Raw genomic sequence first — 25,927 nt, 5'->3', positions numbered from 1 at the left:
GAGTTTTAAAAAACCTCAACTCAAAGAAACTGTTAACTTTCAAATGTGAAGCAAAAAGAGAAGTCTATGAATCCTCATTTAGGAAAACCCACTTCACTGCTTTCGCTATTTAATAGCGCGTGGAATAATAAAAATTTAATATTACAGATGGCTAAGCGTGAAATTATTGGCCGATATCGTGGTTCAGTGATGGGGGTCTTCTGGTCATTCATCAACCCAATTTTTATGCTGGTTGTATATACGTTGGTGTTCTCGGTTGTTTTTAAAGCCCGCTGGGGCACTCAGGCTGCTGGAAATGAATCTAAAGCCGATTTTGCGATAATTCTCTTCGTCGGTTTGATCATCCACACACTGTTAGCTGAAATGCTCAGTCGTGCCCCTTCCATGATTTTAAATAATGTAAATTATGTTAAAAAAGTAGTTTTTCCTCTTGAAATATTGCCGCTGGTCGCGCTGGGTAATGTGCTTTTCCATAGTTTTGTTAGCACATTTGTTTTGTCTGCGGCTTTTGTCATATTTAATGGTTACCTTCATTGGACTATAGTTTTCTTTCCATTAGTCCTGTTCCCTTTGATTTTACTGACGCTGGGTTTAACTTGGTTTCTTGCCTCGTTAGGGGTGTTTATCCGTGATGTTAGTCAAACCATTTCGATTGTAGTCACTGTATTAATGTTTCTTTCCCCTGTGTTTTATCCTATTACAGCTGTGCCTGTTGCAATGAGAAAAGTAATTTTACTTAACCCATTGACATTTATTATCGAGCAAGGAAGGGCTGTCATTATTTGGGGGGAATTACCTGATTTTACGGGGCTGGCAATATATTCCTTGATTGCAATTTTCATTATGTGGTTAGGCTATGCTTGGTTCCAAAAGACTAGAAAAGGATTCGCAGATGTCCTCTGATGATTTTGCCATTAGAATTGAAAATGTTGATAAATGTTTCCAGGTCTATGAAAGTCCTGCACGCAGGCTTAAGCAATTCGTTATGCCTAAAATTGACCGTAAATTAGGGAAAGAGGCACGCATCTATCATCAGGACTTCTGGGCGTTAAAAGATGTGTCTTTTAATTTACCACGTGGCCAGACGATGGGGATTGTTGGCCAAAATGGTTCTGGCAAGTCCACACTCTTGCAAATAATTGCTGGGACTTTAACGCCGACAGCGGGAAATGTAGCCGTCAATGGTCGTGTTGCAGCCTTACTGGAACTGGGGGCAGGTTTTAATTCTGATTTCACAGGTCTGGAAAATGTTTATTTAAATGCTTCTCTTTTGGGGTTATCTAAAGAGGAAACTGAGAATAAATTAGATGACATATTATCTTTTGCCGACATTGGCGGTTTTATCAACTCTCCGGTCCGTTCGTATTCGAGTGGGATGTTGGTCCGCCTGGCATTTGCAGTTCAGGCGCAAATAGACCCAGAGATTCTTATTGTTGATGAGGCCCTGGCAGTTGGGGATGCAAAATTTCAGGCGAAATGTTTTTCACGACTGAAAAGGCTTAAACAGGACGGTACTTCAATTCTTTTTGTATCACATGCCACAGAGCAAATTGTGACACATTGTGATAGTGCACTGTTGTTAGACCATGGAGTGGTACAAGTTCAGGGTAGCCCTAACGATGTGGTTAACAGGTATTTGGATGTTCTTTTTGGTAAGAAAAACGGCTCATCCATTAGAAAAGATCAAGACGATAAACTTGAGAAGGCTGTTTCCCGTGAAGTTCAGATTCGGGACCGGGAATCGAAATCTAACCTCTCACCTGGTAGCTTCAGCTCATTATTGACGGGAGAATACTCAGAACGCCCTAACTATAATCCGTCAGAGTACCGATGGGGAGACCGTGCAGCGGAACTGATAGATTTTTACATCTGTCAGGATGGTGAAGATTATCCAAGCACAGTTACACCTGGAAAAGAATTAACCCTGGCTATTAAAGTAAGATTTCGCGACGTTGTCGTGAGGCCAATATTTGGTTTCGCTATTAAAACTAAAGAAGGCGTGACAATCTATAACACGAATAGTGAATGGCAATCTGTAGACTTGGTTGATGTGGCGGAAATTGATACTGAAATGGTGGTTTCTGTTACATTGCCGATGATGGTATATGAAGGTGATTTCTTTATCTCTGTCGGTATTGCCAGTAGTTCTCTTGATGGTGAGATTATACCGCACGATCGCCGGTATGATTCAATACACTTGGCTGTCGGGCCTGTAAAATCTTTCACTGGCTTAGCCAATTTGAATGCGAGAATAAATTTTGAAACAGAATAACATACATGAAATTTTATTAAATAATGACTTCTTTATTGATAAAACGACCAATGTTTGGCGTCCTGTTGAATTGCCAGCTTTTGCATATAATGACGGTGATGAGGCTGAGAATTACGTATTGAAGTCTGTTACCGAATCAGCTGATGTAAGCATAAATTCAAAAGAGCTGTCAGATAAGATGAAGGATTGGCCATCCACTTATCATCTTTCCTCCAGACGCTCGAATTTATTGCGTCCTTTTGAGCAGTGGTTAAAAGGTAAAAAGGTTCTCGAAATAGGTTGCGGTTGCGGCGCAATAACGCGTTTTTTGGGAGAAAGTGGCGCTGATGTTGTATCGGTAGAAGGAAGCCTTCGACGTGCTCAAATTGCAAGAGCACGAACCCGGGATTTGTCTAATGTAGACGTCATTTGTGCACCGAGTGATATTATACCTGACATTGGTCATTTTGATGCAGTTATACTTGTAGGCGTATTGGAGTATGCGCGAGTATTTCTTGGACACGATGGTCAAAAAACTCTTTTAGATTCATGTCGGGACAGAATGACTGAGACCGGCAAGCTTTTCGTCGCAATCGAAAATAAATTAGGTATAAAGTATTTTTCAGGAGTCAATGAAGATCATGTAAATATGCCAATGTTTGGTATCAACAACTCTTACACTGAAAAAAGCGTCGTTACTTTTGGCCGTAGTGAACTTAAAGCTGTGCTAGCTAATTCAGGTTTTTTGCATAACGAAGAGTTTTTGCCACTTCCTGATTATAAATTACCCGTCAGCATTATTTGCCCGCGTGGATGGAAAAACTTTTCATCACAATTTTCGCAACTGGCAATCGAAAGTGCACATCAGGACCCGCAGAAAAATTCAGAAAATTATTTTTCTATTGAGGAAGGTCTTTATAATATTTGGAATAATGATCTTGCACCTGATTTGAGTAACTCTTTTTTAATGGTAAGTAGTCAGATAAAACCTGATGAGGAAATTATCGATCAAACGATCGCTGCTTATCATTTTTCAGATGGCAGAGCTAATGAATTCAAAAAAACAAGTCTATTCAAAACTAATTTAAATGATGAATTAGTTGTGCTCACCAGTGGCGGTGATGTTTCAATTCCATCATCAGTTAATGAACATTCAATTGTTGAAAGTGGTGTTTTCCATGACGGCGAGAGTTTATGGCTTTCTCTCGTTCATACTGTGAACAAACCCAACTGGACAATTCAAGATATCGTTTGCTGGTCCAGTATCTGGATCAATGAAATTCAAAAGCGAGCCAGTCTTTCCAAAGAATTCAATAGCCTGACGGTTTTGCCTTCTGAGTTTTTGGATGCAATGCCTTTCAATTTTATTACATTAGATAATGGTGATAAGAAACTTTTTGACCAAGAGTGGAATTCACCTGCTGAGATTACTCTGGGATATATAGTCTTCAGAGGGATTTTCCATTCTCTATTGCGATTGACGTCAATTTCATCAAGCCCATCTTATCGGGGAGAAAGTATTGCTGATTATTCATTATCTATTATGAATGCAATAGGCTTTAGCTGTGACGATGATTTAAAAAATACCTGGTTGAAAGCAGAAGCAGATTTTCTGGCATCTGTTCAGTCTAAAGATGCTGTTGCTATACTCTCTGTTCTTAAAGAGGTAAAATTAAATGTCAGAAGGGATTCTGCAAAGGCTATTGTCAACGACTTAAACACTGCAATTGAAGAACAGAAACATTTACAGGGGCATATTGCAGAATTGCTTACTGTAGCTGATGAACGCGCAAGCGTAATTCAGTCACTTGAATTAGATATTGCCGGCAAAGAGATGACTATTAAAACATTAGAAGATGCCAACAGAGAAAATGTTGATAAATTAAATAATTCTCATTTAGAACTACTGGATAAAATATCTTTACGTGATAAGCAACTCACTGAGCTTTATAACGATGCTGCTCTCAATGAGCAGCTTTTGGGACAGTGCCGCCATGAAAATCATTTATTGCAACAGCAACTAAATGGTATTTACGATTCTTCCAGTTGGAAATTTTCAGCTCCTATTCGCGTAATTTCAAGACGCACTCCCTCTTATTTACGCAATCCAGCGCGCGTGATTTTTAGAAAATTTTTCTATATTGGACAAAGTGTTAAGGTTAAATCTGGCCAAGTTGTGCGGAACGTTATACGCCCTGCTAAATTGCTCACCACACGAGTGAATCAGCGCAGTAGAACATATGCACAGCGTGTTTATCATGCTCTGCCAGATAGATATAAGCTTAGTGCTTTAAAAGTTGCGATGAAATTAAAACCAGAATGGTTCTATGACCATCCATCTTTTATCCGTACTAACGAGAGCATTGCAGGGATCAGGCAAGCTAAAACTGACTGGATGGTTGATATTAATACCTGCAGAGACAATTTTAAAGGAACACCAGGCAAGGTCGCTGTACACTGCCACATATTTTATCATGATTTAATAAATGAGTTTAGTGCCCATCTATCAGTTATCCCGTTCTCATTTGACGTTTATGTATCAGTTACTACTGAGGAAGGGAGAGACGTTTGTACTAATGCGCTGAAGAAAATAAAAAACATTTCTAATTTATATGTTGAAATTGTACCGAATCGCGGCAGAGACATTGCGCCGATGTTCTGTCAGTTTGGTGAACGGCTAAAAGAATACGATTATGTCTGTCATATACAGAGCAAAAAGTCTCTCTATAATGGTGGGACAACGTTGGGATGGCGTGAGTATTTGTTTAATACTCTTTTAGGTACTGAAAAAAATACAAATCGTATTTTTGGATTATTCCAAGATAATCCTACGGTAGGGATCATTTTCCCCCAAGCTTTTGTTCAGGTGCCGTATCCGGCATTTACATGGTTGGCTAATAAGCAAGATGGGGCAATGCTTTGTCAACGTATTGGTATACCGATGCCTGAAAGTTATTACCATTTCCCAGCGGGTTCCATGTTTTGGGCAAAAATGTCAGCAATGAAACCTCTTTTTGACCTAAATCTTCAATGGGAAGAATTCCCGGAAGAATTGGGCCAAACTGATGGTACATTAGCGCATGCGCTGGAAAGGATGCTCGGGATTGTACCTACATCTCAAGGCTATCAGTCCATTATTATAAAAGATCATAGCAGCCCTTCTTGGTCACCATTTCGCTTTGATCAGCAATATTTAAATCGTGCTGATGAAACTTACAGCCATTTGATCAGAGATTCCAAAACTAAAGTTATAGCATTCGATATTTTTGATACATTACTTGTTCGTCCATTACTCGTTGCCGATCATACTAAAGAAATCATTCGTCAGAGATTGAATGAGTCCGAGGGCAAGCTCTTTGCTAATTTCAGAGCAATGGCAGAGGTTAATGCACGCAATATTAAAGGGAAAGATATTTCCATCTCTGATATATATGAGCAGTTTGGCTTGCTAACTAAACTGTCTGCCGAGAAATGTGCTGAAATTCAACGCATTGAAGAAATTGTTGAATTAGCATCAGTATCACCTCGAAAAGATATGGTACACCTCCTCAATAAATCCAAGGAATGGGGCAAACGTGTTGTTCTCATCAGCGATATGTTTTTATCAATACAAACTATCGAAACGATGTTAGAGCTCAATGGGATTGATAATTATGATCGCCTATACCTTTCCTCAGATTTGGGCATAAGGAAAGATACCGGACAACTCTATTCATTCATGCTTGATGAAGAAGGCGTGAAGGGTGAGGAAGTTGTTATGTTTGGTGATAATGAGCGCTCCGATTTGCAACTGCCTTGTGATGAGTTCAAATTGCGTGCTTTACACATACTCCGTGCTGCAGATCTCGCCAAATCTTTGCCTGAATATGAGACTCTTATTCGACCAGAAGTTTATGAGAACAATCTCAATCGAGAATTGACCATTGGGATGTTAGTCAGAGAAAACCTGAATAAATGCTATAACTTTGATGCTAATGATATTGCTATATTTTCATCTGCCCCTCGTCAACTTGGCTTTAATCTCGTGGGGCCGACAATATCAGCATTTTGCGCATGGCTTGCTGAGAGAGCAAAAGCGCAAAATGTGACGGATCTATATTTCCTTGCTCGTGAGGGTAAGCTAATCAAGCAAGTTTATGATGCATGGTCCAAAACAGTTGATGATGCTCCAAATAGCCACTATCTACAGGTTTCCCGCAGAGCGGTTAATGTCCCAAATATTGCGTCATTTGAAGATATTTGTGCAATCGCGCTGTCTAATTATTATCCTAATAAAGTACAGAGCTTTTTCTACGAACGGTTTGGTTTAGAACTTTCAGATGATCGTTGGAATGAGATTTATGCCTCAGGTGTCTGGAAAAAAGGTACTTTACTCCAGGTAAAAGACGGGGATTTGTCTGCTATTAACGACTTATTGCATGTTCTTACACCTGATATTTTGGCTGAAGCTTCAGCTGAAAAGAACATCCTTTTACAGTATTTTGACTCTGTTGGGCTTACCAGCAGCGAAAATGTAGCGGTAGTGGATGTGGGATATTCTGGGACGATCCAAAAATCTATAAATAAATTATTGTCTGGTCCAATTCACGGATTCTATTTCGCGACCGCACATAACATTCGCGAGGGCATGCCAGAAAATGCATTTGCCGAAGGCTGTTATGTTGAATTGGGGCAGGCTAAAAATATTGGCTCCCGCATATTCAGTAACAGTTTCTGCTTGGAGCAATTATTAAGCGCTAATGACCCTCAGGTGACGAAGTATGTCTTTGATGAAGATAATTTATTTAAACCACGCTTTAAGGTTTTAAGTGAAGCAGAATTGTCCACTCAACCCACCCGAAACGCGTTGCAAGAAGGTGCGATGGACTTCGTGAATCAGTCCGTTGAGATTAGAAATAAATTTTACAATAGCTTTGTACCTTCGGTAGAGATTGCTGATGTACTGTATGCTGATTTCATTGAAGCAACGCTTGAGAATAAGAACAGTGTCCTGGAAAAAATGGTTCTTGATGATGACTATTGTGGACGAGGTTTGATCAACTGAGTTTTTGGTTTTCTTTTCTAAAGTCTGCCCCTGTGGGGCAGACTTTTTCTCAGTATCAGAATAAGGTTATCCCAATATGCAGGACCCTGAAATTGCAGTTATGATGTGCACGTACAATGGTGCACCATATTTGCTATCTCAACTAGAATCTATTGAAAATCAATCTGTCAATAATGTACATATTTACATCTCTGACGATGGTTCTTCCGATGAAACCTGCGCAATAGCCCGTTCATTTATTGATTGCTCCCACTTTGAAGGCACACTCTTAAAAGGTCCAAAACGCGGGTTTGTAGAAAACTTCATGCATATGGTTAACAATGAAGAAATATGCGCGAAATATTATGCCTTTTCTGATCAAGATGACGTCTGGAAATCTGACAAGCTGGAGCGGGCGATTAATTGGCTTTCTGAGATCCCTGAGGATGTCCCTGCGCTGTATTGTTCCAGGACAACATTGACGGATGCTGAAGGAAAAATCATCGGGGCCTCCCCTAACTATAAACGCCCCCCGGCTTTCGCAAATTCAATCCTTCAAAACATTGCCAGTGGCAATACGATGGTTTTCAATCATAAGGCCAGAGAGCTTCTTGCTCTGGCTTATGGCGCTCCTATGGTTGCGCATGACTGGTCTCTCTATCAGATTGTCAGCGGATGTGGTGGGAAAGTTTTTTTTGACACTATTCCTACTGTATTTTATCGACAACACCATAATAATGTTATTGGCAATAGTATGGGACTGGGTAAGCGAATACAAAATTTTTTGCAGGCTCACAGTGGGAGAGCGGCTATCTGGAATAATATGAATTTTGAAGTGCTGGGCAGGGTCAGTCGACACCTTACGCCGGAGTCTGCGGCGACTCTGCACGACTTTAAAAGCATCAGGAACAGTAGCCTTTCGATGAGGTTAAAACTGATGAAAAGTTCCGGTATCTATCATCAACAGGCCATCGGCTATTTCACCACACTGACTTATGTGCTGCTGAATAAAATATAAGACTGGTATAAATAGTGAAAATCATCGCTTCCTTAGTGCTCTATAAACACCAGTATGCGGATATCGAGCCAACGATTAACTCATTGATTAATGAGGAAACTATATCAAAAATTGTCATTGTTGATAATGGCGGGGAATGCCGCTGGTTAAAAGACTATAGCCACCCTAAAATCGAGATCCTAATTTTAAAGACCAATTGTGGTTTCGGGACAGGTCATAATGAAGTATTCAGGCGTTATGCAGAGCAGTATGAGTTTACGCTGATCTGTAATCCGGATATTGCTTTCAAATCCGGCGAAGTTGACAAACTCTATCATTACTGTGTCATTAATAAGATCGGATTGAGCATTCCTAAAGTCATTTACCCAGATGGTTCCTTGCAGCATTGCTGTCGACTATTGCCGACACCGTATCAGCTTTTTATAAGACGTTTTTTTACCCGCCTTTCCAGCGGTATTAACGAGACTTATGAACTACATCAGGCTGATCTCAATCAGGCATTTTTCGCCCCCTCTTTATCCGGATGCTTCATGCTCATGAGCAGGGATGCCCTGAAGGAAACAAAAGGATTTGATCCCCGTTTTTTCCTTTACCTGGAAGATGTTGATTTATCTCGAAGGGTGAGCCAATCAGAATTCGCTGTACGATATTGCCCTGACTCTGTTGTCGTCCATGAGGCTCAGCGTTCCTCATACCAGAATAAAAAATTTATGATTTATCACGTTGTTTCCGCAATTAAATATTTCAATAAATGGGGTTGGTTCTGCGACAAAGAGAGAGCACAGCTTAACCAGAAATGCCTTAGCCAGTTACCGACTAAGAATGGCCGTTGAGACATAAGTCGTTAAAGTGTGCCCGCGAAAGCTCTTTTTTACCTGCATTCCCCACATGTTACCGGTAAAGTAAAGCTGGCCTCTGAGAGGGGCGAAGCAGGGGATTGCTGGCATGTGCGATCAGAATATTGTTATGGCTGCAATAGGTTCACCCTTCGCCATTCTCATGTACAATGCTTGTGTTCATTTGTATGGCTCAGTGCAGTTAAACTCACTGTTTACAGGGGTTTAGACTAAAAACTGGGCGATCAACTATTTCAGACAGGAGTTGCTAATGTCCAAACAACAGATCGGCGTTGTCGGTATGGCGGTCATGGGCCGTAACCTCGCGCTTAACATTGAAAGCCGTGGTTATTCCGTTTCCATTTTTAACCGTTCAGGTGACAAGACTGATGAAGTCATCGCTGAAAATCCGGGTAAAAATCTGGTTCCGCACTACACCGTCGAAGAGTTTGTTGACTCGCTGGAAAAACCTCGTCGTATCTTGCTGATGGTGAAAGCCGGTGAAGCAACTGATAAAACCATCGCATCCCTGACTCCGCACCTGGATAAAGGCGACATCCTGATCGATGGCGGTAACACCTATTACAAAGACACCATTCGCCGTAACCGCGAACTGTCCGAGCAAGGTTTCAACTTCATCGGTACCGGCGTTTCCGGCGGCGAAGAGGGCGCACTGAAAGGCCCGTCTATCATGCCTGGCGGTCAGAAAGAAGCCTACGCGCTGGTAGCACCTATTCTTGAAAAAATCGCAGCCCGCGCTGAAGATGGCGACGCTTGTGTGGCTTACATCGGTGCAGATGGTGCCGGTCACTACGTCAAAATGGTGCACAACGGTATCGAATACGGCGACATGCAGCTGATCGCAGAAGCGTATTCTCTGCTGAAGCAGTCCCTGAACCTGAGCAACGAAGAGCTGGCGACCACCTTTGCTGACTGGAACAAAGGCGAGCTGAGCAGCTACCTGATCGACATCACCAAAGACATCTTCACTAAGAAGGACGAAGAAGGTAAATACCTGGTCGATGTGATCCTGGATGAAGCAGCGAACAAAGGCACCGGTAAATGGACCAGCCAGAGCTCACTGGATCTGGGCGAACCACTGACGCTGATCACCGAGTCTGTGTTTGCCCGTTACTTGTCTTCCCTGAAAGACCAGCGTGTTGCGGCTTCTAAAGTACTGTCCGGCCCGGCGGTGAAACCTTTCTCTGGCGACAAAGCGGAGTTCATCGAGAAAGTGCGTCGTGCTCTGTATCTGGGCAAACTCGTTTCTTACGCGCAAGGCTTCTCACAGCTGAAAGCCGCATCAGATGAGAACAACTGGGATCTGAACTACGGTGAAATCGCGAAGATTTTCCGTGCGGGTTGTATCATCCGTGCACAGTTCCTGCAGAAAATTACCGATGCGTATGCTGAAAATGCCTCTATCGCTAACCTGCTGCTGGCTCCGTACTTCAAAAACATTGCTGATGAATATCAGCAAGCGCTGCGTGATGTCGTGTCTTATGCCGTTCAGAACGGTATCCCGACGCCAACCTTCTCTGCTGCGATCAACTACTACGACAGCTACCGTTCTGCGGTTCTGCCCGCCAACCTGATCCAGGCACAGCGTGACTACTTCGGTGCGCATACTTACAAACGTACCGACAAAGATGGCGTATTCCATACCGAATGGTTGGATTAATTGCCTGACCGGCACGTGTTAAGCGTGCCGGTGTTGTCACGTCGAGACAAAAAAAGCCGCCAATGCATCAGCAAAGGCGGCTTTTTTACGTCTGAACTTTTACTTTTGAATTTTCGACGTTATTTCTTATGACGCTGACGCAGATTCTCAATGACCGCACTCAGGTTCAGATCCTGATCCTGCAGCAATACCAGCAGGTGATAAATGAGATCTGAGGCTTCGTTTTTCAGTTCAAAGCGGTCGTTGACGGTGGCGGCCAGCGCAGTTTCAACGCCTTCTTCACCGACTTTTTGTGCGATGCGTTTGGTACCGCTGGCGTAAAGTTTGGCGGTATACGAGCTTTCCGGATCGGCGGTTTTGCGCGAGGCGAGCAGTTCTTCGAGCTGATACAGAAACGCCCAGTCGGTTTCAGCAGGGTGGAAGCAGCTGTTATTGCCTTTATGGCAGGTCGGGCCAACCGGATTGACCAACACCAGCAGCGTGTCGTTATCGCAATCCGGGGTGATGCTGACGACGTTCAGATAGTTTTCTGACGTTTCGCCTTTGGTCCACAGACGCTCTTTGGTGCGTGAATAAAACGTTACCTTGCCGGAAGACTGCGTAACGCCCAGTGCTTCCTGATTCATATATCCGAGCATCAGCACTTCACCCGACACCGCGTGCTGGATGATGGCTGGCATCAGGTTATCCACTTTTTCCCAGTCGAGCTGGTTAATCTGTTCACTGGTCAGCAGACCGGTTTTTACATCCTGATTACTCACAAGCGGATCTCCACACCATTTTCGGCCAGGTAGCTTTTCAGCTCGCCAATATTAATAATTTGTTTGTGGAACACGGAGGCGGCCAGTGCGCCGTCGACCTGTGTTTCGCGGAAGGCGTCAAGGAAGTGTGACATGGTCCCCGCGCCGCCCGAAGCGATCAGCGGAACATGACACACTTCGCGGATCATCTTCAGTTGCTCAAGGTCATACCCGTTACGCACGCCGTCCTGATTCATCATATTCAGCACAATTTCACCTGCGCCGCGTTCCTGCACTTCCTTCACCCAGTCGATAGTCTGCCAGGTGGTGATCTTAGTACGCGCTTCATCACCGGTAAACTGATGAACCTGATAAGTTCCCGTCTCTGTATCGTGCCACGTATCGATACCCACGACGATACACTGTACACCATACCTGTCGGCAAGGCGGGTGATCAGTGTCGGATCCGCCAGGGCAGGGGAATTAATAGAAATCTTATCTGCACCAAACTGCAAAATCTGGCTGGCATCTTCAAGGCTTTTAATGCCGCCCGCCACGCAGAAGGGGATATCAATAACTTCAGCCACGCGCGATACCCAGCTTTTATCCACTACGCGGCCGTCGCTTGAGGCGGTGATGTCGTAGAATACCAGTTCGTCCGCGCCTTCCTGTGCATAGCGCTGCGCCAGCGGTACGATATCGCCGATGATTTCGTGATTGCGGAACTGTACGCCTTTGACGACCTGACCGTCTTTAACGTCGAGGCAGGGGATTATCCGTTTTGCCAGCATGAAATTGCCTCCGTCACATTAAATTTACCGTCGAGCAGTGCGCGCCCGACAATCACGCCTTCCACACCGCTGTCACGCAATGCTGCGATATCATCCAGTGAGCCGATACCGCCTGAAGCCTGAAACGCCACCTGCGGATAACGCGCTGTCACTTCACGATAAAGTTCGACGTTGGAACCGGCCAGCGTGCCGTCACGGGAAATATCGGTGCACAGCACATTTTTCAGGCCGAACGGCAGATATTGCTCGACGACCTGTTCCAGCGTGGCATTGGAGTTTTCCTGCCAGCCGCTGATGGCCACATTTTTGGTACCTTCGGCATCGATGCGTACATCCAGTGCCAGCACCAGCGCATCCGCGCCGAAACGGCTGAACCAGCCCTGCACGGTCGCCGGATCTTTCACTGCAGTCGAACCGACCACCACGCGGGTTGCGCCAGCGTTAAGCAGTGCTTCAACGTCCTGCTCATTACGGATGCCGCCACCGACCTGCACCGGCACGGAAACACCGGCCAGTAATTTCGTCAGCAAAGGGATCTGGCGCGCAGCCGGATCTTTCGCGCCGGTTAAATCGACAAGGTGCAGAACCTGCGCACCTTGCTGCTGATAATCCTGCAAACGCGGTAACGGATCATTGCCGTAGTCACGTTGCTGACCGTAATCACCCTGATGCAAACGCACCACGCTGCCTTCGATCAAATCCAAAGCGGGAATAATCATGCTGTTTACATCTCCAGAAAGTTTTTCAGCAACTGTGCGCCCGCGGCACCGGAACGTTCGGGATGAAACTGCACGCCGAAGAAGTTGTCTTTTTGTACGGCGGCGCTGAAGGGCTCGCCGTAAAGTGTCTGAGCGACCGTGTTTTCGCATACCGGCATGGCAAATCCGTGGACGAAATAGAAGTAGGCATTTTCATCAATGCCGCGGAATAAATGGCTGTCGGCGTTGGCGGTGACCTGATTCCAGCCCATATGTGGCAGCGGCAAACCGAGGTCTGGCATGCGCTGCACCGGCGTCTCAATAATACCCAGTGTATCGATACCGCCATTTTCTTCGCTCGATGAAGCCAGCAGTTGCATACCCAGACAAATGCCCAGCACCGGTTGGGTGCAGGCTTTGATCAGGTCAATAAGCTCACGCTGTTCGAGCTGTTCCATCGCCGCCTGCGCCGTGCCGACGCCCGGTAAAAACAATTTGTCAGCCTGCAACACAATCTCCGGTTCACGGCTCACCGTTGGCTCATAGCCCAGACGCTGAACTGCATATTTCACGGAAGAGAGGTTGGCACAGCCGGTATCAAGGATAACGACATTCATCACAGCACTCCTTTCGAGCTCGGCAGGGTGTTGCCATCCACACGAATTGCCTGGCGCAGTGTGCGGCCAAAGGCTTTGAACAGGCTCTCAACACGGTGGTGATCGTTCTTGCCTTTAGTACGCAAGTGCAGGGTACAGGCCATCGCATAAGACAGTGAACGGAAGAAGTGTTCGACCATTTCCGTGCTCAGGTCGCCGACGCGCTGATAGTTAAATTCAGCTTTGTATTCCAGGTGCGGACGCCCGGAGATATCCAGTGCACAGCGAGCCAGACATTCATCCATTGGCAGTACGAATCCGAAACGGCCAATGCCACGTTTATCGCCCAGCGCTTTGTTCAGCGCTTCGCCCAGCGCCAGTGCGGTATCTTCCACCGTGTGGTGATCGTCGATATATAAATCGCCTTTCACTTCGATGTTCATACGAAAACCGCCGTGCGTAGCGATCTGATCCAGCATATGGTCGAAGAAACCGACACCGGTACGGATTTTGCTTTCACCTTCGCGATCCAGCCAGACATCCACATCAATGGCCGTTTCCCGCGTTACGCGGTTAACTTTTGCATGGCGGTCACGTTGAGTCAGTTGCTCTGCAATCGTCGCCCAGTTCAGCGTATCGCGCTGATAACGCAGCCCGGCGATACCCATATTGGCCGCCAGCTGGATATCAGTGTCACGGTCGCCAATCACATAACTGTTTGCCGTGTCCAGCACGCCGCTTTCCAGATAACCCGCCACCAGTTTGGTTTTTGGTTTACGGCAATCGCAGTGATCGGCTGGCAGGTGCGGACAAATCAGCACCTCGTCGAAAACGATGCCCTGTGAGGTCAGGATCTGCATCATCAGGTTGTGCGGCGGGTCGAAGGTTTCCTGCGGGAAACTGGCGGTGCCCAGACCGTCCTGATTGGTGATCATCACCAGTTTAAAACCGGCATTTTGCAGCGCTAAGAGTGCCGGAATGACGCCCGGCTCGAGGGCCAGTTTGTCCAGACGGTCGACCTGAAAATCTTCAGGTGGCTCGGAAATCAGGGTACCGTCGCGGTCGATGAACAGTGTTTTTTGCAATAACGGACTCTGGCTCACATGTGCTCCTTGCGGGGGCTATTTTGATTATCATTAAGAGTGGATGCGGTAGCGCCAGGTAAAGGCTGCAGGGCGGTGATCACCCGTTGCAGTTCTTCCCGGGTACCGATTGTGATCCGCAGGCAGCCGGAAAGTCCCGGTTGCTTGTTCTGGTCACGCAGGATAATGCCCTGATCCCAGAGGTTTTTAAAGACGGCACTTGAAGCGTAGAAGCGGACGAGGACGTAGTTAGTGTCGCTGGCAAAAACCTCTTCAACACAGGCGCATTTTTCCAGTTCTTCCCGCAACCACGCGCGGTTTTCCGTCACTTCAGTCACCCGCTGACGCATTATCGCCAGCCCTTCCGGGCTCAGCGCCTGTGCAGCGATATCGGCTACAGGCGTAGATAAAGGATAAGGCGCGATCACTTTCATTAATAAACCAATCAGGTCGCTGTTGGCGAGCGTGAAGCCGCAGCGCAAACCGGCGAGGGCAAACGCTTTGGACAGCGTGCGCAAAATCGCCAGGTGCGGATATTCCTGCAACCAACCCGACACTGTCGCCTGCGGGCAAAATTCAATATAGGCCTCATCGACCGCTACAATGGCGCGTCCGCGGGTCATTTCCAGCACAGCACGTATCTCTTGCGGATCGATGATATTGCCGGTCGGATTATTCGGGCTGCACACATAAACCAGTTTCACGCCATCCAGCGCGGCTTCAATGGCCGGGAGATCCAAAGACCAGTCGGCTTTTGCGGCCACGGTGCGGCCTTCCACGCCAATTGTCTCGGCGCTGACGCTGTACATGCCGTAAGTCGGCGGGCAATAAAGAATAGCGTCTTTGCCCGGTTCACAGAATGCGCGGATCAACAGTTCAATGCCTTCGTCTGCGCCACGGCTGACCAGCACCTGTTCCGGGTCAACACCCGCATAAGCTGCGTAACGGTTGATGACCAGCGCAGGCTGACATTCCGGATAACGGTTAAAGGTCTGCTGCGTCAGTTCAAACTGTGGCGCGATGGCGTATTCGTTAGCGTTAAGCCACACATCACCGTTGCCGCCGAGACGACGTGCGGACTGATACGGGGTCAGTTCCTGCACATTCTTACGTGCCAGCGCCTGAACGCTGAGGGTGTTTTCATTGCTCATCAGCGTTGCTCCTTTAAAGCGTTAACGCGCAAAGTCACGGCATTTTTGTGTGCGGTCAGTTGTTCAGCCTGTGCCAGGGTTTCGATGGTATTTGCCAGACCGAGCAAACCTTCAGGCGTTAACTGCTGAACGGTCATGCGTTTCTGGAAATCTGCCAGACCGAGGCTGGAACAGGTGGCCGTGTAACCGTAAGTCGGCAAGACGTGGTTGGTGCCGGAAGCGTAATCGCCTGCGGATTCCGGTGACCAGTCACCGAGAAATACTGAACCGGCGCTGGTGATACTGTCGACCAGTTGCTCCGGCTCACGGGTTTGCAGGATCAGGTGCTCCGGACCGTACGCATTGCTGATTTCAATACACTGCGCGATGTCTTTCGCCACAATCAGACGGCTGCTTGCCAGTGCCTGACGGGCAATCTCGCTGCGGGATAATGTCTGCAACTGGCGTTCAACGGCTTCACCAACCGCCTGCGCCATTTTCAAATCCGGCGTCAGCAAAATCACCTGAGAATCGGGGCCGTGTTCTGCCTGAGAAAGCAAATCAGAGGCGACAAAGTCAGGTGTCGCGCCACTGTCGGCAATCACCAGCACTTCTGAAGGCCCGGCTGGCATATCGATTGCCGCGCCGTCCAGGCTCTGACTAACCTGACGCTTGGCTTCGGTGACGTAGGCATTGCCCGGCCCGAAGATTTTCGCCACACGCGGCACGGTTTCGGTGCCAAAGGCCAGCGCGGCAATTGCCTGCGCACCGCCAAGCTGATACACCTCTTCCACGCCACACAGTTGAGCGGCATACAGAATTTCATCGGCAATCGGCGGCGGAGAACACAGCACCACTTTCTGGCATCCGGCAATACGCGCCGGGGTCGCTAACATTAATACGGTGGACACCAGCGGCGCAGAACCACCTGGAATATACAGGCCCACGGACTGAATAGGGCGGGTAAGTTGCTGGCAACGTACGCCGGGCTGGGTTTCGATATCCACCACAGCCAGTTTTTGTGCCTGATGAAAGGTATCGATATTGCGCACGGCATGTGCCATCGCCTGTTTAACGTCCTCACCTAAACGCGCGGCCGCTGCCCCGATTTGCTGTGCAGTGACGCGCAATTCCCGGACTTCAGTTTTATCAAAGCGGGCGCAAAACTCGCGCAGCGCACTGTCACCTTCACTGCGCACGCGGCGCAGGATTTCACTGACAGATTCGGTAATACGGTCAGACGCCGAAATTGCCGGGCGTGTCAGCAGCTCGCGACGCTGTTGTTCGTCGCATTGCTGCCAGTCAATCGGGGTAGTGAACGCGTCAGGCTTCATGGCTTACTCCATCATTTTTTCGATTGGCAGAACCAGAATGGAGCTGGCGCCGAGCGCTTTCAGTTTCTCCATCGTTTCCCAGAACAGGGTTTCGCTGCTGACCATGTGCATGGCCACACGTTGCTGATCGCCTGCCAGCGGCAGAATGGTCGGACGCTCAGCGCCCGGCAGCAGGGCAACGATCTCATCAAGACGCTCACTTGGCGCGTGCAACATAATGTACTTGGATTCGCGTGCCTGAATAACGCCCTGAATACGGGTCATCATTTTGTCGATCAGCAGTTGTTTCTCTTGTGGCATTTCGCCGTCGCGCTGGATAAGACAGGCTTTGGAGCGATAAATCACTTCCACTTCACGCAGGCCGTTGGCTTCGAGCGTGGCGCCGGTAGAGACCAGGTCACAAATCGCATCCGACAAACCGGCGCGCGGGGCGACTTCCACAGAACCGTTCAGCAGGCAGGATTTGAAATCGACGCCTTTTTTATCGAGATATTGCTTGAGCAGGTGCGGATACGAGGTGGCGATGCGGGCGTTTTGCAGGCTTTGCGGACCGGTATACTCCGTGTCCAGTGGCGTCGCCAGTGACAGACGGCAACCGCCAAAATCCAGACGACGCAGGGTGAAATAACGCGGGTCTTCGCCCTGGGCGCGGCGGCTCAGCAACTCTTCTTCCAGCACGTTTTCACCGATGATACCCAGATCCACCACACCGTCCATCACCAGCCCCGGGATATCGTCATCACGCACGCGCAAAATGTCGATCGGCATGTTTTCTGCGAAGGCGATCAGACGCTGTTCCTGCAGGTTGATTTTGATCCCGCAGCGGGCCAGCAGTTCGCGTGATTCATCGCTCAGGCGACCTGACTTTTGCATTGCTATCCGTAAACGTGTTTTATCCAGCATGATGACCTCAGTTTCTTAATTATTTATCGTAAAAATCGTTTGTTTAAAGGCGTTAACTTCAATCCGTCAGGCCAAAAAAAAAGCCCCCGGAAGAAATCTTCCGGGGGCTATCTCTGCGTTCTGCGCCACTGGAAGATCTAAACAGTCTCCCAGCACCAATCGCCTGAAAGACTAGTCAGGGTGATGGTGATGACGGTGGTTAATCAGAACGTTTGTCATGTCAGTGTCTCAGTATGTTCATTTATATGCCGCGTGATTCAGATTTGAATCATTCGCCACACATATCAAATTCGCTGCCAATAAAACTAAACTATCGGGCGGTAACAGCGCAACCTTTTTTTCCGATGATGAGTTTTTCTTATCTGCAGCAGGGTTTTCATCGAATAAATGAATGATCTGTTAACAGAGGCAGAGAAAACCTTACGCAGGCTGAACCGGGAAAAGGTGACATTTGCTAGTATAAAGGAAGCAGTATCAGCAGTGGGTGATGTGATGCCACATGCCAATGAAACAACGGAGCGAAGTATGAAGAAGGTTTCGATTATCGGACTGGGCTGGCTGGGAATGCCACTGGCGATGGCGCTGGCTTCAAAAGGTTATCAGGTGGTCGGCAGTAAAACCACGCCGGATGGGGTAGATGCCGCCAGAGCCGTGGGGATCGAGTGTTTCCCGCTGGTGTTTACGCCGCAGATGGAATGTGTGGCGGAAGATCTCGATCAGTTGCTGAATGTCGATGCGCTGATTATTACCCTGCCTGCGCGCCGGACGGTGGACGGCAGCGAACTGTACTTCCAGGCGGTACAGCTGTTAACCGACAGCGCGCTGGCGCATAACGTCAAACGCATTATTTTCACCAGCTCGACATCTGTTTACGGTGAAGGAGAGGGTGTGGTGCGTGAGGGGTCGCCGCTTGAACCGGTCACGACCAGCGGAAAGGTGCTCAAAGAACTCGAAAACTGGCTCCATGGTTTACCCAATACGTCTGTCGATGTACTGCGTCTGGCCGGTCTGGTCGGCGGCGATCGCCATCCGGGACGTTTTATGGCCGGAAAGACGCAGGTGAAAGGCGGTCAGCATGGTGTCAACCTGGTGCATCAGGATGATGTGATTGCCGCGATTGCGTTGTTACTCAGTCTGCCGAAAGGCGGCCATACATATAACCTGTGCGCACCTGCTCATCCTGCCAAAGCGGAGTTTTATCCGGCGCTGGCCAGACAGATGGGGCTGGAGCCGCCGACTTTTGCTGAACAAGCTTCAGCACAGAAGGGCAAAATCGTCGATGGTGAGCGAATCTGCAAAGAACTTGGCTTTGAATATCAGCATCCTGATCCGCGAACCATGCCTTTTTAATCACCAAACGCGGTGTAGATAATTTCACGTTATGACCTGCCGGAAATTTCGGCAGGTTGTTAAGTGTCTGCTGCATTAACGTTCGGAAAACCCCTTTCTCATGTGCAGGAAACTATTCATTTATCCTGCAACGCCTATTTTATCCTTCCGTTTAATTAGCCGGTTTAATGGCGGTACATTTTTTAAGCTTGCTGTCTAATATTCTTCTGACAGCGTAGTTAAAAATGCGTTTTAATCGCCAATCTGCAGGTGAAACTGGCGACAGATGCTGGTTTGGTAATAAAATTCCTAGTCGCGCGTTTTTAATTTGCTATTGCGCGGTATAAATCACTTTTTTAAGCACAATGATTAAAGTTTTCCTGAACAGTTGCCGATAGGTTAAGTTCGGCACCACTATGCCATTCCATCACTTCTTCTTATCAATCCGGCCTTGTTGCTGGATGTTTCCGCGTGTCCGATCATAAATTATTACAATAATTGTCTTTTTATTTCTTAAACCGCGTGCTTGCTCACGGTTTAAGAACAATTCGCGCTTAATTTCCTCACAAACCATTAGGACAACTCCCCGAAAACCCTTGTGCTGACTGGGTTGGGTGTATTTAGCACAATGATCATGCTATTTGAAATTTCCAGCATAAATAGCTGCATGAGAAGTTATTAATTATTATCTGTGCTGTTCATTTGGCTTTGGCTGGCCTTTGTACAAATTGATCTAAAAAAGGCTAAAAAAGGCTGTCTGAAGAGAGCTTTTTAGACGCTTTTTTACTTTTGGCTTAAAAATGCGCAGATTTTTACGATAAATTGCACTTTCAGAAGCAAAATAAAGTTATAAAGTGTGATCTCTATCACACTTTATTCAAAATTCGTCAACGGTAAGATTGTATGTATAAAGGAAACGGGGTTAGAGTTGCAGCGTAGTAAGATTATTCCTAATAATGTATGTAAAAGCGTTTCACTGAATGAGGCGCCATCACAGCAACGGACTCTGCCAGTACACCAAAACTAAAGTGTTTTTCGATTACTTAGCAGTGCAATTGTCACAATTAATTTAGTTTACATCAGGAACAACTTTGTATTGGCGGTGAAGTAAATACCGCGTGATAAATCTAATAATCATCGTGAGATTTATTAATCAGCCAATGATCCAATTGTTTTGATAGTAAAAAATACTCCTGTCACGCCGGGTAAAACTCTTGCTGCATGGAATATGTCTATCAATCCGCCGTCTTAAAAAAACGGCATCGGTAATGGGGTAGAACAGAATGTCCGAATTGCTTAAGCACATATATGATATCAACCTGTCATATTTACTGTTGGCACAGCGTTTGATTAACGACGAAAAGGCCTCAGCGATGTTTCGCCTGGGGATCGATGACGTTATGGCAGATACCCTGAGACAGCTGACGCTGCCTCAGATGGTGAAGTTAGCTGAAACGAACCAGCTTTTGTGTCAGTTCCGCTTTGATGACAGCAAGACAATTGAACGCTTGACCCAGGAATCGCGGGTGGATGACTTACAACAAATCCATACCGGTATCTTGTTGTCCAGCCATCTGCTGAAAGGCCTGGCCGCGAAAGAAAGCGGCGCGATGAAGAAAAGGGCGTAGCTATGTCTGGTAAAGATGCGTCAACCAAGCCAGCAGAAAAAAGTATTGTTCAGGAAGCACGGGACATTCAGCTGGCTATGGAACTGATTACGCTGGGTGCCAGATTGCAGATGCTGGAAAGCGAAACGCAATTAAGTCGTGGCCGACTGATTAAATTGTACAAAGAGTTGCGAGGAAGTCCTCCCCCGAAAGGCATGTTGCCGTTCTCTACTGACTGGTTCATGACCTGGGAACAGAACATCCATTCCTCCATGTTTTACAACGCTTACTCTTTCCTGCTAAAGAGCGGCCACTGTAATGGCGTGGAGGCGGTGATCAAGGCTTATCGTTTATATCTGGAACAGTGTCCTGAGCAGCCGGGGGAAGCGCCGATCCTTGCGCTGACCCGTGCCTGGACGTTAGTACGTTTTGTCGACAGCGGCATGTTGCAGCTTTCAGCGTGTAACTGCTGTGATGGCTCATTTATTACCCATGCACACCAACCCCGCCACGGGTTTGTTTGCAGTCTTTGCCAGCCCCCGTCCCGAGCAGTAAAAAAACGTAAACTTTCCCCGCAGGTTGCCGATATAACATCTCAAGAGCTGGACGAACAGGTCAAGCACGCAGTTTGAGATAGTTGGGTAGCAGTAAGTCGTTCTGAGCGGTGGCTACCACCGCTCATCAATTCCCCCCTAACATCTCAGCCATTCTCTGACACTTTTTATGCACGTTTCTACGGCACAAATCGGTCAGGCACATGGCGCGCGCTTAACCTCGCCCTAAAACCACATCGAATTAAGGATTCATCGTGCTAGTGATAATAGGTTACATCGTGGTGTTGGGCTCTGTGTTCGGCGGTTTCATGCTCGTCGGCGGTGAGCTGGGCGCGTTATACCAACCCGCAGAATTGCTCATTATTGGCGGTGCCGGCATCGGTGCCTTCTTCGTCGGTAACAACGGCAAAGCGATCAAATCCACCATGCGCGCGCTGCCGCAGTTGTTCCGCGCATCAAAATACAATAAAGCGTTGTATATGGATCTGATGGCGCTGCTTTACCGGGTATTAGCCAAATCACGCCAACAGGGGATGCTGTCGCTGGAAAATGACATCGACAATCCGGCCGAAAGCGACATTTTTGCTAATTATCCGCGCATCCTTGCCGATAAACAGTTAGTCGAATATCTGACTGACTATCTGCGCCTCATGGTCAGCGGCAACATGAATGCCTTTGAAATTGAAGCGCTGATGGACGAGGAAATCGAAACTTACGAGCACGAGAGTGAAGTGCCGGCGAACAGCCTGGCGCTGGTGGGTGACTCACTCCCGGCATTCGGTATCGTCGCTGCGGTAATGGGGATCGTACATACCCTGGCCGCTGCTGACCGACCTGCCGCAGAACTCGGGGCACTGATTGCCCACGCGATGGTCGGGACCTTCCTCGGTATCCTGCTGGCGTACGGTTTTATTTCTCCCCTGGCCAGCGTGTTACGCCAGAAGAGTGCTGAAAACGCCAAAATGATGCAGTGCATCAAGGTGACATTGCTGTCGAGCATTAACGGTTATGCGCCACAAATTGCCGTCGAGTTTGGCCGTAAAACGTTGTACACCTCGGAGCGACCTTCGTTTATTGAACTGGAGGAACACGTTCGCCAGGTCAAGTCGCCGGGTCAGAAACAAACTGAAGAAGAAAAAGTATGAAGCATCAGAGCCATCCAATCGTTGTTGTACGCAAGAAAAAGAATAAGCACGGCGGAGGGCATCACGGCGGTTCGTGGAAAATTGCTTACGCTGACTTTATGACAGCGATGATGGCTTTCTTTCTGGTGATGTGGCTGATTTCGATCTCCAGCCCTAAAGAACTGGTGCAAATTGCCGAATACTTCCGTACCCCCCTTGCGGTGGCGATCACAGGCGGGCCGCGCAGCAGCGATGCTACCAGCCCGATCCCGGGCGGTGGCGAAGACCCGACCGTACAGGACGGGGAAGTCCATAAAATGGAGCAGTCGCAGGGGGCGAGTAAGCGTGAGTCGGACGATTTACAGCGGTTGCAGCAAAAGCTGGAAGACATGCTGGCGTCGGATCCGCGGCTGAAAGATTTACGTCCACACCTGATGATTAACCTGACCGAGCAGGGTTTGCGCATTCAGATTATCGATAGCAAAAACCGCCCGATGTTCCAGCTTGGCAGCGCGATTGTTGAGCCGTACATGCGCGATATCCTCAGGGCGATTGCCCCGGTACTGGATGGTTTTCCAAACAAGATCAGCCTGGCGGGGCATACCGATGACATGCCGTATGCCACAGGTGAACGTGGCTACAGCAACTGGGAACTGTCGACTGAGCGCGCGAATGCTTCACGTCGCGAGATGATGAGCGGCGGCCTCAGCGAAGGGAAAGTCCTGCGGGTGATGGGCATGGGGTCTTCCATGCAACTGAAAAACCATCCGGCAGGTGACGCCATCAACCGTCGTATCAGTATTTTGGTCCTGAACAAACACGCGGAAGAAGCGATTGAACGGGAAAACAGCGAGGGCGAGGCGATCACGATCAGTGACGCTGGCGAGCTGCAAAGACAAGTACAAGGCACACAAAAAGTGCCGGCATTAGCACCAAAAATGAGTTCGGCTCCGGCAGCTCCGGCGTTAGCGCCACAGGCAAACCCGGCACCGGCCACACCAGAGAAAGCACCATCAATACCCGGGATTGAGACGCAGACGCCAGTGACACCCTCGGCAGGCGCTCAACCTGCGACGGCAGCTCCGGCTGCCGCGGCGGGCACGGCACCTGCGACACATTAACAAGCCGCGATTCACAGCAGAGGTGATCACGTGAGCATGGATATTACTGATTTTTATCAGACATTTTTTGATGAAGCAGACGAGTTGCTGGCGGACATGGAACAACATCTGTTGTTACTTGATCCGCAGGCGCCTGACATTGAGCAACTGAATGCGATTTTCCGCGCAGCGCACTCAATCAAAGGCGGTGCAGCCACGTTTGGATTTACGGTTTTACAGGAAACGACTCACTTACTGGAAAACCTGCTCGACGGTGCTCGTCGCGCTGAAATGAGCCTGAGCACCGACATCATCAACCTGTTTCTGGAAACAAAAGACATTATGCAGGAGCAACTCGACGCCTATAAATCTTCCCGGGATCCTGACGCAGAAAGCTTTGAATATATCTGTGCGGCCCTGAGACAACTGGCCCTCGAAGCGCAACAGGCGCGTGAACCTGTGCCTGATCTTCACGTGGTTGAAGACCAGACAGCGGCACAATCTGTCGCGACAGCGCCGGTTGCACCCGCTGCCGGTAAGGGCGATTTGCGCGTTCGTCTCTCCGGCCTGAAAACACAGGAAATTCCTGTGATGCTGGAGGAACTCGGCAATCTCGGCGAGATAAAAGATCCGGTTCAGACTGATGACAGCGTGGAAGCCACCCTGGTCACCACCGTTAGCGAAGACGACATTATTGCCGTGCTGTGTTTTGTGCTGGAGCCGGAACAAATCAGCTTCACTCACGCCCCGGCAGCGGTTGCTTCTGAGGCCGTTGCGGTTGCCGCATCCGCGCCTGTTGTGGCGGAAGTGGCCGCAGCACCGGCGGTCGTCGCCCGTCAGGCTCCGGTACTGACGGCAGTGCCGAACAGCGAACCGGCGAAAGCCCGTGCACCTAAAGCCCCTGAATCCACCAGCATCCGTGTTGCTGTTGAAAAGGTTGACCAGTTGATCAACCTCGTGGGCGAACTGGTGATCACCCAGTCCATGCTGGCGCAGCGTTCCGATCTGCTGGATCCGGTTGTCCACAGTGACCTGCTCAACAGCATGGGCCAGCTCGAACGTAATGCCCGTGATTTGCAGGAATCGGTGATGTCGATTCGTATGATGCCGATGGAATTCGTGTTCAGCCGCTTCCCGCGTCTGGTGCGAGATCTGGCCAGCAAACTGAATAAGCAAATCGAACTGACACTACTCGGCAGCTCGACCGAACTGGATAAGAGCCTGATCGAACGTATCATCGATCCGTTAACGCACCTGGTGCGTAACAGTCTGGATCACGGTGTGGAAACGCCGGATGTGCGTATTGCCAATGGTAAAGAACCCACCGGTAACCTGACGCTTTCTGCAGAACATCAGGGCGGCAATATCTGCATCGAAGTGATCGACGATGGTGCCGGTCTGAACCGCGAACGTATTCTGGCGAAAGCCGCATCGCAGGGCATGAACGTCCATGACAACATGAGCGATGAAGAAGTCGGCATGCTGATCTTTGCCGCAGGCTTCTCGACTGCAGAAAAAGTCACTGACGTTTCAGGCCGTGGTGTCGGCATGGACGTGGTGAAACGAAACATTCAGGAAATGGGTGGGCACGTTGAAATCCATTCCCAGCAGGGCAAAGGCACCACCATCCGTATCCTGCTGCCACTGACGCTGGCGATCCTCGACGGGATGTCAGTGAAAGTCGGTAAAGAAGTCTTCATTCTGCCACTGAACGCGGTGATGGAATCTCTGCAACCGCTGTCAGAGGATTTGCATCCGATGGCCGGTGGCGAACGTGTTCTGCAGGTGCGCGGTGAATACCTGCCGCTGGTTGAGTTGTACAACGTCTTTGATGTTGAAGACGCCAAAACCGAAGCCACGCAGGGCATTGTGGTGATTTTGCAGAGTGCAGGGCGTCGCTACGCGTTGCTGGTTGATCAGTTGATTGGTCAGCATCAGGTTGTGGTGAAAAACCTGGAAAGCAACTATCGCAAAGTACCGGGCATTTCCGCCGCCACTATTTTGGGCGACGGCAGTGTGGCGCTGATCGTGGACGTGTCTGCATTGCAGTCACTGAACCGCGATAAATTAGCAACAGGCTCCACCGCCGCATAACAAGCAAAGCTGCCGGTGACCGCAAGGTTGCCGGGT

General features: G+C 48.4%; 20 protein-coding genes and 1 other annotated feature. Of the genes, 12 read left to right on the top strand and 8 right to left on the bottom strand.

Features of this window, described 5'->3' with window-relative positions; translation table 11 throughout:
* The first annotated feature begins 66 nt into the window (after positions 1 to 66).
* From LC431_RS05920 to gndA, 6 genes are all read left to right on the top strand, one after another.
* Positions 67 to 903 (top strand): ABC transporter permease, encoded by an 837-nt coding sequence (locus tag LC431_RS05920; RefSeq protein ID WP_153375908.1) that lies wholly within the window; start codon positions 67 to 69, stop codon positions 901 to 903.
* Positions 893 to 2,272: an ABC transporter ATP-binding protein gene (locus LC431_RS05915; RefSeq protein ID WP_112151819.1), complete on the top strand. Its 1,380-nt coding sequence runs from the start codon at positions 893 to 895 to the stop codon at positions 2,270 to 2,272. The genes LC431_RS05920 and LC431_RS05915 overlap by 11 nt, the downstream gene beginning before the upstream one ends.
* The gene (locus LC431_RS05910) at positions 2,259 to 7,295 is read left to right on the top strand and encodes a rhamnan synthesis F family protein (protein WP_153375906.1); all 5,037 of its coding nucleotides are present in this window, start codon (positions 2,259 to 2,261) and stop codon (positions 7,293 to 7,295) included. The genes LC431_RS05915 and LC431_RS05910 overlap by 14 nt, the downstream gene beginning before the upstream one ends.
* Before the next feature lie 76 nt (positions 7,296 to 7,371).
* Entirely contained in the window at positions 7,372 to 8,292 is a 921-nt protein-coding gene (locus tag LC431_RS05905) for a glycosyltransferase family 2 protein (RefSeq protein WP_134706176.1), read from the top strand.
* Between the two features lie 14 nt (positions 8,293 to 8,306).
* Entirely contained in the window at positions 8,307 to 9,125 is an 819-nt protein-coding gene (locus tag LC431_RS05900) for a glycosyltransferase (protein ID WP_112151822.1), read from the top strand.
* A gap of 274 nt (positions 9,126 to 9,399) precedes the next feature.
* Positions 9,400 to 10,809 (top strand): NADP-dependent phosphogluconate dehydrogenase, encoded by a 1,410-nt coding sequence (gndA, locus tag LC431_RS05895; RefSeq protein WP_013575079.1) that lies wholly within the window; start codon positions 9,400 to 9,402, stop codon positions 10,807 to 10,809.
* Between the two features lie 119 nt (positions 10,810 to 10,928).
* Here the strand turns inward: gndA and hisIE are convergent, their stop codons facing one another.
* Genes hisIE through hisG form a run of 8 tightly spaced genes read right to left on the bottom strand, consistent with a single transcriptional unit; the run spans position 10,929 to position 18,083 of the window.
* A complete protein-coding gene (gene hisIE / locus LC431_RS05890) occupies positions 10,929 to 11,543 on the bottom strand; it encodes a bifunctional phosphoribosyl-AMP cyclohydrolase/phosphoribosyl-ATP diphosphatase HisIE (protein WP_223509503.1) in 615 nt (204 codons plus the stop codon).
* Positions 11,544 to 11,566: 23 nt separating this feature from the next.
* Positions 11,567 to 12,340, bottom strand: coding sequence for an imidazole glycerol phosphate synthase subunit HisF (gene hisF / locus LC431_RS05885; protein ID WP_223509473.1), 774 nt, complete (start codon positions 12,338 to 12,340; stop codon positions 11,567 to 11,569).
* A complete protein-coding gene (hisA, locus tag LC431_RS05880) occupies positions 12,322 to 13,059 on the bottom strand; it encodes a 1-(5-phosphoribosyl)-5-[(5-phosphoribosylamino)methylideneamino]imidazole-4-carboxamide isomerase (RefSeq protein WP_223509471.1) in 738 nt (245 codons plus the stop codon). The genes hisF and hisA overlap by 19 nt, the downstream gene beginning before the upstream one ends.
* A gap of 5 nt (positions 13,060 to 13,064) precedes the next feature.
* Complete coding sequence (hisH, locus tag LC431_RS05875; protein WP_013575083.1) at positions 13,065 to 13,655, bottom strand: imidazole glycerol phosphate synthase subunit HisH; 591 nt, start codon at positions 13,653 to 13,655, stop codon at positions 13,065 to 13,067.
* The gene (gene hisB / locus LC431_RS05870; protein ID WP_015689709.1) at positions 13,655 to 14,719 is read right to left on the bottom strand and encodes a bifunctional histidinol-phosphatase/imidazoleglycerol-phosphate dehydratase HisB; all 1,065 of its coding nucleotides are present in this window, start codon (positions 14,717 to 14,719) and stop codon (positions 13,655 to 13,657) included. The genes hisH and hisB overlap by 1 nt, the downstream gene beginning before the upstream one ends.
* A 14-nt stretch (positions 14,720 to 14,733) precedes the next feature.
* A complete protein-coding gene (gene hisC / locus LC431_RS05865) occupies positions 14,734 to 15,867 on the bottom strand; it encodes a histidinol-phosphate transaminase (protein ID WP_121019428.1) in 1,134 nt (377 codons plus the stop codon).
* On the bottom strand, positions 15,867 to 17,180 hold the full coding sequence (gene hisD / locus LC431_RS05860) for a histidinol dehydrogenase (protein ID WP_013575086.1): 1,314 nt from the start codon (positions 17,178 to 17,180) through the stop codon (positions 15,867 to 15,869). Before hisD ends, hisC begins: the two co-directional genes overlap by 1 nt.
* Positions 17,181 to 17,183: 3 nt before the next feature.
* Entirely contained in the window at positions 17,184 to 18,083 is a 900-nt protein-coding gene (gene hisG, locus LC431_RS05855) for an ATP phosphoribosyltransferase (RefSeq protein WP_013575087.1), read from the bottom strand.
* Between the two features lie 74 nt (positions 18,084 to 18,157).
* Positions 18,158 to 18,279 (bottom strand) — a sequence feature (His leader region).
* Positions 18,280 to 18,608: 329 nt separating this feature from the next.
* Here hisG and LC431_RS05850 point away from each other — a divergent pair.
* The 6 genes from LC431_RS05850 to cheA all read left to right on the top strand — a co-directional run bounded on the left by LC431_RS05850 (position 18,609) and on the right by cheA (position 25,891).
* Positions 18,609 to 19,433: an SDR family oxidoreductase gene (locus tag LC431_RS05850; RefSeq protein WP_112198259.1), complete on the top strand. Its 825-nt coding sequence runs from the start codon at positions 18,609 to 18,611 to the stop codon at positions 19,431 to 19,433.
* A gap of 1,262 nt (positions 19,434 to 20,695) precedes the next feature.
* On the top strand, positions 20,696 to 21,040 hold the full coding sequence (flhD, locus tag LC431_RS05845; RefSeq protein WP_013575090.1) for a flagellar transcriptional regulator FlhD: 345 nt from the start codon (positions 20,696 to 20,698) through the stop codon (positions 21,038 to 21,040).
* A gap of 2 nt (positions 21,041 to 21,042) precedes the next feature.
* On the top strand, positions 21,043 to 21,651 hold the full coding sequence (gene flhC, locus LC431_RS05840; protein WP_013575091.1) for a flagellar transcriptional regulator FlhC: 609 nt from the start codon (positions 21,043 to 21,045) through the stop codon (positions 21,649 to 21,651).
* A gap of 176 nt (positions 21,652 to 21,827) precedes the next feature.
* Complete coding sequence (gene motA / locus LC431_RS05835; RefSeq protein WP_013575092.1) at positions 21,828 to 22,718, top strand: flagellar motor stator protein MotA; 891 nt, start codon at positions 21,828 to 21,830, stop codon at positions 22,716 to 22,718.
* Positions 22,715 to 23,818: a flagellar motor protein MotB gene (gene motB, locus LC431_RS05830; RefSeq protein ID WP_013575093.1), complete on the top strand. Its 1,104-nt coding sequence runs from the start codon at positions 22,715 to 22,717 to the stop codon at positions 23,816 to 23,818. The genes motA and motB overlap by 4 nt, the downstream gene beginning before the upstream one ends.
* A gap of 36 nt (positions 23,819 to 23,854) precedes the next feature.
* The gene (gene cheA, locus LC431_RS05825) at positions 23,855 to 25,891 is read left to right on the top strand and encodes a chemotaxis protein CheA (protein ID WP_153375938.1); all 2,037 of its coding nucleotides are present in this window, start codon (positions 23,855 to 23,857) and stop codon (positions 25,889 to 25,891) included.
* Positions 25,892 to 25,927 lie beyond the last annotated feature (36 nt).

The sequence above is a fragment of the Rahnella sp. GSA61A genome (assembly GCF_019969905.1).
GTDB lineage: Bacteria > Pseudomonadota > Gammaproteobacteria > Enterobacterales > Enterobacteriaceae > Rahnella > Rahnella aceris.
Note: the sequence above shows the minus strand (reverse complement) of the source record. Positions and strands in the feature narration are given on the sequence as shown.

Coding starts and splice junctions, on each gene's coding strand:
- LC431_RS05920 (WP_153375908.1), top strand. CDS start 67: ATGAATCCTCATTTAGGAAAACCCACTTCACTGCTTTCGCTATTTAAT.
- LC431_RS05915 (WP_112151819.1), top strand. CDS start 893: ATGTCCTCTGATGATTTTGCCATTAGAATTGAAAATGTTGATAAATGT.
- LC431_RS05905 (WP_134706176.1), top strand. CDS start 7,372: ATGCAGGACCCTGAAATTGCAGTTATGATGTGCACGTACAATGGTGCA.
- gndA (WP_013575079.1), top strand. CDS start 9,400: ATGTCCAAACAACAGATCGGCGTTGTCGGTATGGCGGTCATGGGCCGT.
- hisF (WP_223509473.1), bottom strand. CDS start 12,340: ATGCTGGCAAAACGGATAATCCCCTGCCTCGACGTTAAAGACGGTCAG.
- hisA (WP_223509471.1), bottom strand. CDS start 13,059: ATGATTATTCCCGCTTTGGATTTGATCGAAGGCAGCGTGGTGCGTTTG.
- hisH (WP_013575083.1), bottom strand. CDS start 13,655: ATGAATGTCGTTATCCTTGATACCGGCTGTGCCAACCTCTCTTCCGTG.
- hisC (WP_121019428.1), bottom strand. CDS start 15,867: ATGAGCAATGAAAACACCCTCAGCGTTCAGGCGCTGGCACGTAAGAAT.
- hisD (WP_013575086.1), bottom strand. CDS start 17,180: ATGAAGCCTGACGCGTTCACTACCCCGATTGACTGGCAGCAATGCGAC.
- hisG (WP_013575087.1), bottom strand. CDS start 18,083: ATGCTGGATAAAACACGTTTACGGATAGCAATGCAAAAGTCAGGTCGC.
- LC431_RS05850 (WP_112198259.1), top strand. CDS start 18,609: ATGAAGAAGGTTTCGATTATCGGACTGGGCTGGCTGGGAATGCCACTG.
- flhD (WP_013575090.1), top strand. CDS start 20,696: ATGTCCGAATTGCTTAAGCACATATATGATATCAACCTGTCATATTTA.
- flhC (WP_013575091.1), top strand. CDS start 21,043: ATGTCTGGTAAAGATGCGTCAACCAAGCCAGCAGAAAAAAGTATTGTT.
- motB (WP_013575093.1), top strand. CDS start 22,715: ATGAAGCATCAGAGCCATCCAATCGTTGTTGTACGCAAGAAAAAGAAT.
- cheA (WP_153375938.1), top strand. CDS start 23,855: ATGGATATTACTGATTTTTATCAGACATTTTTTGATGAAGCAGACGAG.